Below are 7,786 nucleotides of genomic sequence, written 5' to 3' on the forward strand. Positions count from 1 at the left end.
GCCAATCAGAACATACAGCACACCCTTACCCAGCCACTTGGAAAATAACGCTCGTCGAACCATCGAAAGCACTCCACAACGGAGGAAAGGGCATGTCGCTTGAGAAGCTCAAGTCATGCAGGAACCCCGGAACAACATGAAAAACACATTTACATAACCATAACAGATATCACAGAGCGCTAAATAAAATTACTTATGGATAAAAATTATAAATAGATAGACACTATGGCGCGAGAGAACCAAGCAAGGCACGCGCTTACGACCCACCCATCTGCCAAGGCTTGACTGACATGATGGTGAGGCGTGGCGAGGCAAGCGCTAAGATTCAGATAACGGCCCGAAAGCAGCGGACGGGTTTGTCGCGGAACACGGTGAAGCGATGGCTGGCGGCGCCGGAGGCGACGGTGCCCAAGTATCGGCGGCAGGCCCTGCCGGGGGCGAACGTCAGCCGCACCGTGGCCTCAGGCGCACGGTCACGGCCGATCTGCGCGATCAACCGGCGCACGCTCGAGTAGTGCCCGGTAAAACCGTGTTCGCGTGCGAGCGTGGCGTGAGTCACCACCCCCGACACGCCCTGTGCCAGCCACTGCTCAACCAGCGCGCGATAGGCCGCAATCGATGACTGTGCGGACACCGGAAGCCGGGGCCACCCGAGCACGGCGGCAATCTCGGCGTCGGTCGGCACCGGGCGGGTGAGATCGAGCCAGCCCTGGGCGTCGGCCAACTCGCGAAAGCGGGCCGCTTTGCTGCGCCCCGTCAGTTTCGAGCGCGCAATCTCGCGCTCGGAGTCGCCCTGACGCATGCGCATCAAGGCTTGGCGGTACTCGTACATCTCGATGCTTCTGCGGGCCATTGTATCGCCAGTGCCTGTTCTACTTATTATGCATATATATTGCAGGCAAACTTCTCGATGTTGTGCACCAGGCAGTAGAGCTTCCACTGCCCATCGACCTTGGCGCGCCCGCGCAATGTGAAGCGATGGAGCCGTTTGTTGTTTCTCAGGTTGCCGAAGATCGGCTCGACGGTGGCAAAGCGCGCGGTGATCATGCGCTTGCCGGTGTCGGAGTCGATTCGTCGTTTCATCCGCTCGGCGTAGCGCACTTCGCTGTCGCGCTTGCCCTGAAAGAAGGCGACCTGACGCGTCTTGGTCGTGTCGGGGGTGCGCAAGCACTGGTCGCACAGTGGACACGGCACGCAGTCGCGCTCGGCGCCTCGAAACTTCATCGCCACATAGCCGTTGAAGGTGCAGTTCGAGCCGTTCGAGTACAGCTTGTTACCGGCCGGGCAGACGCAGTGCGGGCAATCCTCGGCCAGCGTGAAATTCGCGGGTCGGAAGCAGCGCGCCTTCTTGACCACCTTCCGTTTGTCCCACAGCGGATCGGGTTTGTCCTTGTAACTCGCCTGTCCGGCATAGCGGTCGTCTCGGTTGCGGTAGTCGTTGTCGCAGATGTAGGCGTCGACGCCGCCTTCGGCGAGCGCCTTCAGGTTCGCCTCCGAGTGGTAGCCAGCGTCGGCGCAGAGCGTGGTGTTGGGAGTGCGAAAGGGCTCGACCGCCTCGACTACCGGCAGGAGCAGTTCTTGTTCGGAGTTGGTGCCGTGCACCTGTGCGTCGACGACGATCTGTGTTTTCGCATCGACCGCGGCCACCCCGGTGTAGCCCTGGATCACGCCTTTGCCGGTGGCCATCTTGGCCGACTCGTTGTCGGTCCGATTACTCAGCCACGGTTTGCCTTTGGCACTGCGTCGCTCGTCAGGATGCGCGTCCAGCCAGGCGCGGATCTTTGCCGCTTCGGCCTTGAGTCGTTCTACGGTACGCTCCGCCCTGGCGGCCTCTGCATCATCGTGTTTAGGATAGACAACTACTGTTTTTTTAAGTCTACGCTACTGACCAAAGTGGATCGGCAGGATCGTCGATGGCCACCGACAGGTCATCCCGCCCGGCCTCGCTGGCTTTCTTCCACGCCGCACCGCGCAACGTAGGGACGCAGAGCGGCGAGGCTCGGCTTTCATCGCAAGCAGGTAGCGCGCGGGCGAGTGGGCGTAAGGAATTAATGCCGGGACGGCCATCACGTCATCGGTGGCACGGGCGCAGCCCGAAAGCCCGACGGCGCATTGTGCCGACACGCCATAGACTGCTCCAAACACCTCATATATAATTAGCCGCCATACTATATGGCAGCATCAATAATGAATCTGGAACAGAAGTACCAAGCGCTGTTGCAAGAGGCACAACGTCGGCAACTCCCCGATGTGGCAGGTATCAGGCTGTGCTTTCAAACGCTGTCACTGGCATCGGCGATCGACCGCGACTGCGCCGCGCTGCTGACGCCACATGGCCTCTCCGAAGGCCGATTCGTCCTGCTGTTTCTACTCGATGCTGCCAGCGAAGGGCTGGCCCCGAATGTGTTGGCCGAACAGGCGGGGATCACCCGCGCAACCGTCACCGGCCTGCTCGACGGGCTGGAACGCGAAGCCCTGATCGAGCGTCAGGCCAACGCCAGCGACCGCCGCGCCCTGAACATCGAACTGACCCGCAAAGGCAAGCAGGTGGCCAAGAAGGTCTTCGACCAGCACAGCCGATGGATCGCCGGCCTGTTCGGCAACCTGTCCACCCCGGAACGCCAGCAACTGGCAACCTTGCTTGACAAGGTGGCGACGAACCTCGGCGCGTCCGGGCCAGGAAAGACTCAATGAACACCACAGCACCACGCAAGGGCGCGACCCGCGCAGCCGACATTCCCGCCGACGTGCTGGATGCACTGTCACGCGGGGAACTGCCAAGCACCACGTTGGTGGAAGGGCTGGCGCTCGACCAGGCCCGGCTGCTACGCACGGTTTTCCCGCATCTGTCGCCGCAAGCCTTGGCAAACACGGATGCGGCCTGCCAGCTTGGCATCCTCAAGCGCATGGCCGGTATCGGTGCGGTGCTGTTGGAAGAACTGGGCATCGATGGCATCGCGCAATGCCAAGGACATGCCTCGGACACCGTACGTGGCTGGGCCTGCTTCATGATCGGGGTACGGCCCGATCTGGATCTACCAAGCCGACTGGCTGCCATCCGGCCATTGGCCAACGACGCACATTTTGGCGTACGCGAATGGGCCTGGATGGCCGTGCGGCCGCACCTGGCCCATGACCTGGATGCCGCCATTGCGCATTTATCGACCTGGACGGCGGAACCATCCGAGCGCTTGCGCCGCTTCGCCAGCGAAGCCTTGCGCCCGCGTGGCGTGTGGTGCGCCCACATCGTCATGCTCAAGCAACAACCGGAACGGGCGTTGCCGATCCTCTCGCAGTTGCGTGCCGATTCATCTGTCTATGTGCAGGACTCGGTGGCCAACTGGCTCAACGACGCTGCCAAGACTCAACCCGACTGGGTGCGCGATCTGTGCGCCCAATGGCAACAAGACCAACCCAGCATCGACGCCACGCGCCGCATTTGCCAACGCGCCTTGCGCAACCTGAAGTAAAGGAGAACGCCACCATGCCGCACTACCTTGTTGAACTCTATACGCCCAATACCGCATGGTTCGCCTTGTCTACCGACCGCCGACAGCAGTTTCTGAATGACATTCAGGTAGCGATGGGCGGACTGTCCAGCCTGGGTGTCGAAGTACTGGCCTTGAGCGAAGCCGATGCAAGTATCGACCATGCCAGCGATCACCGCTTCTTGGGCATCTGGCGGTTTCCTGATCGACAAGCCAGAGATGCGCTGCTGACGGGTATCAAGGCCAGTGGCTGGTACGACTACTTCGACCATGTGAATGTCGCCAGCGATGCTGGAAGCTTCAGCACTCACTTGGATGCATTGGCGGCCGGGTGATGATCTTCCGCCACGCCGCTGCCTGATTGAAGGCGGCGGTGTGGCGGTCTGGCTTTGAGCCTTGAAACCTGGCGCGGCCAGTGCCGCGCCAGGTTTTTGACCATCAGCTCCAGGACGGTACGGACTGAGGCTGCAGGCGCATGGCTTCGCGTTGCACGTTCTCGGTGAGGCTGGTGGTGCGGGCGGTGCCATCGACCAGCAGCAGGCAAGACACCTCCCATTCCTTGTTGATACGATGCTTCTTCACCATCAGCGTCGACGCAGTCAGCCTGAGGCCACGGGCCATGAATTTGTAATGGTCGCCATCGCGGCGGCGAGTTCGGATAAGAGAGCTGAGCACTGCTATACATACCCCTATAATTTGAGCGGCAGGTTTAGTGCCATAAGTTCACTTCTGCCGAAAATCTTGCCGCCGCGCTCAGCACCGCCAATATCGAAGCAGTTGCGATGTTCGAATGTTGGCCCACACCAAAGCGCGATCCAGGTACACCGGGCACAGCGGCCTCCACAATAGCCAGCGCCGCTGCGTTGGAACCAGCGCCCAAACTGCGCTCCTCATAACTGTCGATGCGCAGCGGTAAACCCAAAGCCTCCACTGTTGCTGCAAGCGGGCCGTTGCCTGACCCCTCGATGGTCTTGACGTTGTCATCCGCATCCGCCAGCTCCAGCGCGATACCTTGCCCGTCCGCGTGCCCGAATAGGCGATGGCTGCGATAGATGAAGCTGGACTGTTCCCGTATCGGGGCAAGGTAGGTGCGATCGAACAGGTGCCAGATCTGCTCGCTGGTCAGTTCCGCTTCGCTGGCGTCGGCCAGCACCTGAACGATGGCGCTGAACTCCACCTGCATACGGCGTGGCATGGTGATGCCGTGGTCGCGTTGCAGCAAAAACGCGATGCCACCTTTGCCCGACTGGCTGTTGACACGCACGATGCTATCGTAGGTGCGGCCCAAGTCTTTCGGGTCAATGGGCAAATACGGCACGCGCCAGGGCGTATCGGCCTTTTGCGCTGCAAAGCCCTTGGCGATGGCGTCCTGGTGCGAGCCGGAAAACGCCGTGAACACGAGATCACCAACATACGGATGGCGCGGGTGAATGGGCAGCGAGGTGCATTCCTCGGCCACGCGGGCGACCGCCGCAATGTCGGAAAAATCCAACTCCGGCGCGATGCCCTGCGTATACAGGTTCAACGCCAGCGTCACCACATCGACGTTACCGCTACGCTCGCCATTGCCGAACAGGCAGCCTTCGACCCGTTGCGCACCGGCCAGCATGGCCTGCTCGGCGCAGGCGACGCCCGTACCCCGGTCGTTGTGTGGATGTACGGACAGCACGATGTGCTCGCGCCGCTCCAGTCGCCGATCCATCCATTCGACCTGGTCGGCGAAGACGTTGGGCGTGGCGACCTCCACCGTGGTCGGCAGGTTGATGATCATAGGCCGCTGCGGCCCCGCATCCCAGGCGCGAATGGCGGCGTTGCAGACAGCCAGTGAAACATCCTGTTCGGCCATGCAGAACGTCTCGGGCGAATATTGCAAGACCCAGTCGGTTTCCGGGTGAGCCGCCGTCAGCCGCTTGAACAGCGCGACATGACATTCCACCATGTCGATGATCTGCGGTACGCTCATGCCGAATACGATCTCGCGCCATGCGGGCGCGATGGCGTTGTAGAAATGCACGATCACGCGCCGCGCGCCCGCCACGCTGCGCACGGTTTCGGTGATCAGGTCATCGCGCAATTGCGTCATGACCATAGGGGTGACATCTTCGGGAATCTTGTCCGCGTCGATAAGGTGGCGCACGATCTCGAAATCCGTGCGTGAGGCGGCGGGAAAGCCAATTTCGATTTCCTTGAAACCGATACGCACCAGTTCATGAAACAGGCGCAGCTTGCGCTCGCGGTTCATCGGCTCGAACAGCGCCTGGTTGCCATCACGCAAGTCGGTGGACAGCCAAATCGGGGCTTTCGTCAGCGTTCGTGAAGGCCATTGACGGTCGGCGAGATCGACCTGGGCGATGGGGCGGTATTTCTGGGAAGGATCAGCCAGCATGAAGCACACTCCGAAGGAATCGTTAGCACCCGATTCCCCTGGCTTGAAACAAGCTGACTATGGTCGGGGTCAGGGGGAATCAGGATGGGTCACAGCACGAATTGACGCGCTCAGACCCCGACCAAAAATCAGCGGTAGTAGCCATTGCGAAAGACCGAGTGCGGACATGAGTGAATAGGCCCAATAGATTGCTTGATTCCTATGTTAGGCTTGCATAATGCGTCTATCTACATAAAAATAGACAAATTCTTTATTTTTTTGGACATGCTTGCGCAAGCATGGGATTTCTCTCTCCCAAAGACGGCGGCCATGCGCTCGACCTGAGTGCAGAAGAAGCTCGTCGTTTGCCGGTATTCGGTGTTGCCGTGCGCTACCCGGCGGGCTATGTCGTACCCCAGCACAAGCATCCGTATGGTCATTTGATCCATGCGGATCGCGGCCTGTTGCGTGTAGAAGCCGAAAGCGGCCAGTGGCTGGTGCCGCCCACGGCAGCAGTCTGGTTACGGTCAGGCGTGAAGCATCGGCTGGTTGTGCCCGTGGCTCTGCAAGCGCACGGTCTGTTCGTGCGCGAGGATGTTTGCACAAGCCTGCCAGCAGCCGATTGCGTCGTGCATGTCTCCAGCCTGCTGCGCGAGTTGATCATGGCGCTGGCCCGAGACAACGATTCGGCCACATCTTCCAAGCGTATGCGTCTGCTCGGCGCGCTCCTGATCGAAGAACTGCGCACTCCACCGATTCTTCCGCTTCATTTGCCGTGGCCGACGGACAGCGCTGACAGCCGAATGCAGCATGTATGTCAAGCACTGCTGGACAACCCGGGAGACACCGCCACTGCCGCAGGGTGGGCCAACAGGCTGGCAATGGGCGACAAGACTTTCCACCGGCGTTTTCTCTTGGCGACCGGCATGACCTTCGGCAAATGGCGTCAGCAACTACGGCTCATGTCGTCGCTGACGCTATTGATGCAGGGAATGCCGATTACCCAGGTCGCGCTGGCCAGCGGCTACGATAGCCATAGCGCCTACACTACGGCGTTCGGCAAGCAATTCGGACAGCCGCCTTCGGCATTTGCGGCGGATATATAAGGCACCAGCGAGAAACCCCTGCCATCGTCCAACATCGCGTAGCGGCCGCTGGCCAGCATTACAGAACGCCGGTAGACGCCGCAGTACTTCTTCATGGTCGGTGCCTTACAGGCGGCGTTCTTGACTGCGCGGGGATCGCCCCCCTTGCGAACCTCGGTCAGCCACACCTGTGCCATTGTGCGTACCTGATCGACGGTCAGTTCCCCTTACTGCCCTAGGACAGGATTGCGGCGCTCGCCGGCGTTCGTGCGGTACTGAAGCATGAACACCTTGCGGCCCGCCGGGGTGATCTTGCACAGGAAACCGGGCACCACGGTATCCCGCAGTTCGATGGCCTTGTCTTGAGGTTGTGCCGCATCGACTGCGGACCTGGTGAGCTTGATCTTCGCCATGATGACTCCTCGGAGAGCCCGGTTTCCAAGAGCCGCATGGGAGCCACGCGAGGGGAAGCCGGGTCAAGTTTCGGAAGGCACCGGCATATGTTGAACTCGCCTAAGTGATTGATAAACCTGCTGTATCGAGCCTTGGCGTAGTCCAGCAAATTGCGGTACTGGAGTCATCGTGAAACAAAAAAACGCCCACCGTCGTCATCAACGGTGGGCTGCAAGCTGGCGGGCAGAAGAGAAAGAGGAGACTGACCCGCCAGGGGAAGGAGGTTGAGCGGGCTCAGAGCGCGCGGGTCAGCTCCGGTACGACGGCAAACAGGTCACCCACCAGCCCGTAGTCGGCCACCTGGAAGATCGGCGCTTCCGGGTCCTTGTTGATCGCCACGATCACCTTGGAATCCTTCATGCCCGCCAGGTGCTGGATGGCCCCGGAGATGCCCA

General features: G+C 60.6%; 10 protein-coding genes and 1 pseudogene. 4 read left to right on the top strand and 7 right to left on the bottom strand.

Going from position 1 to position 7,786, the window contains the following annotated elements:
* Window positions 1-325 precede the first annotated feature (325 nt).
* Window positions 326-853, bottom strand: a complete 528-nt coding sequence (locus DNK49_RS22490) for a hypothetical protein (protein ID WP_243632487.1) — start codon at window positions 851-853, stop codon at window positions 326-328.
* 26 nt (window positions 854-879) lie between these two features.
* On the bottom strand, window positions 880-1,779 hold the full coding sequence (locus tag DNK49_RS22495) for a transposase (RefSeq protein WP_207807091.1): 900 nt from the start codon (window positions 1,777-1,779) through the stop codon (window positions 880-882).
* Window positions 1,780-2,187: 408 nt separating this feature from the next.
* Between DNK49_RS22495 and DNK49_RS22500 the strand changes: the two genes are divergently transcribed.
* Genes DNK49_RS22500 through DNK49_RS22510 form a run of 3 tightly spaced genes read left to right on the top strand, consistent with a single transcriptional unit; the run spans window position 2,188 to window position 3,823 of the window.
* On the top strand, window positions 2,188-2,694 hold the full coding sequence (locus tag DNK49_RS22500) for a MarR family winged helix-turn-helix transcriptional regulator (protein WP_110530281.1): 507 nt from the start codon (window positions 2,188-2,190) through the stop codon (window positions 2,692-2,694).
* Complete coding sequence (locus DNK49_RS22505) at window positions 2,691-3,470, top strand: DNA alkylation repair protein (protein ID WP_110530283.1); 780 nt, start codon at window positions 2,691-2,693, stop codon at window positions 3,468-3,470. The genes DNK49_RS22500 and DNK49_RS22505 overlap by 4 nt, the downstream gene beginning before the upstream one ends.
* 14 nt (window positions 3,471-3,484) lie before the next feature.
* Window positions 3,485-3,823, top strand: a complete 339-nt coding sequence (locus DNK49_RS22510; RefSeq protein ID WP_110530284.1) for a DUF6616 family protein — start codon at window positions 3,485-3,487, stop codon at window positions 3,821-3,823.
* Between the two features lie 103 nt (window positions 3,824-3,926).
* Here the strand turns inward: DNK49_RS22510 and DNK49_RS22515 are convergent, their stop codons facing one another.
* Window positions 3,927-4,109, bottom strand: a complete 183-nt coding sequence (locus DNK49_RS22515) for a ParB N-terminal domain-containing protein (protein WP_165843417.1) — start codon at window positions 4,107-4,109, stop codon at window positions 3,927-3,929.
* Window positions 4,110-4,197: 88 nt separating this feature from the next.
* A complete protein-coding gene (locus DNK49_RS22520; RefSeq protein ID WP_110530288.1) occupies window positions 4,198-5,874 on the bottom strand; it encodes a 2-isopropylmalate synthase in 1,677 nt (558 codons plus the stop codon).
* Between the two features lie 278 nt (window positions 5,875-6,152).
* On the opposite strand from DNK49_RS22520, the gene DNK49_RS25310 reads away from it, so the two are divergent.
* Window positions 6,153-6,959: an AraC family transcriptional regulator gene (locus DNK49_RS25310; protein ID WP_110530290.1), complete on the top strand. Its 807-nt coding sequence runs from the start codon at window positions 6,153-6,155 to the stop codon at window positions 6,957-6,959.
* Here DNK49_RS25310 and DNK49_RS25315 read toward each other — a convergent pair.
* From DNK49_RS25315 to DNK49_RS22535, 3 genes and pseudogenes are all read right to left on the bottom strand, one after another.
* Window positions 6,896-7,135, bottom strand: a complete 240-nt coding sequence (locus DNK49_RS25315; protein WP_438616911.1) for a DUF3363 domain-containing protein — start codon at window positions 7,133-7,135, stop codon at window positions 6,896-6,898. The two genes, DNK49_RS25310 and DNK49_RS25315, sit on opposite strands and share 64 nt — an antisense overlap.
* 30 nt (window positions 7,136-7,165) lie before the next feature.
* Entirely contained in the window at window positions 7,166-7,351 is a 186-nt protein-coding gene (locus DNK49_RS25320; RefSeq protein WP_438616912.1) for a hypothetical protein, read from the bottom strand.
* Between the two features lie 274 nt (window positions 7,352-7,625).
* Window positions 7,626-7,786 (bottom strand): annotated as a pseudogene (locus tag DNK49_RS22535) (electron transfer flavoprotein subunit alpha/FixB family protein); the annotation flags it as partial.

Origin of the sequence: Parazoarcus communis SWub3 = DSM 12120 (genome assembly GCF_003226565.1) — a bacterium.
GTDB lineage: Bacteria > Pseudomonadota > Gammaproteobacteria > Burkholderiales > Rhodocyclaceae > Parazoarcus > Parazoarcus communis.

Bases quoted from the DNA above. Each gene is read 5' to 3' on its own strand.
- DNK49_RS22490 (WP_243632487.1), bottom strand. From the start codon at position 853: ATGGCCCGCAGAAGCATCGAGATGTACGAGTACCGCCAAGCCTTGATG.
- DNK49_RS22500 (WP_110530281.1), top strand. From the start codon at position 2,188: ATGAATCTGGAACAGAAGTACCAAGCGCTGTTGCAAGAGGCACAACGT.
- DNK49_RS22505 (WP_110530283.1), top strand. From the start codon at position 2,691: ATGAACACCACAGCACCACGCAAGGGCGCGACCCGCGCAGCCGACATT.
- DNK49_RS22510 (WP_110530284.1), top strand. From the start codon at position 3,485: ATGCCGCACTACCTTGTTGAACTCTATACGCCCAATACCGCATGGTTC.
- DNK49_RS22515 (WP_165843417.1), bottom strand. From the start codon at position 4,109: ATGGCCCGTGGCCTCAGGCTGACTGCGTCGACGCTGATGGTGAAGAAG.
- DNK49_RS22520 (WP_110530288.1), bottom strand. From the start codon at position 5,874: ATGCTGGCTGATCCTTCCCAGAAATACCGCCCCATCGCCCAGGTCGAT.
- DNK49_RS25310 (WP_110530290.1), top strand. From the start codon at position 6,153: ATGGGATTTCTCTCTCCCAAAGACGGCGGCCATGCGCTCGACCTGAGT.
- DNK49_RS25315 (WP_438616911.1), bottom strand. From the start codon at position 7,135: ATGGCACAGGTGTGGCTGACCGAGGTTCGCAAGGGGGGCGATCCCCGC.
- DNK49_RS25320 (WP_438616912.1), bottom strand. From the start codon at position 7,351: ATGGCGAAGATCAAGCTCACCAGGTCCGCAGTCGATGCGGCACAACCT.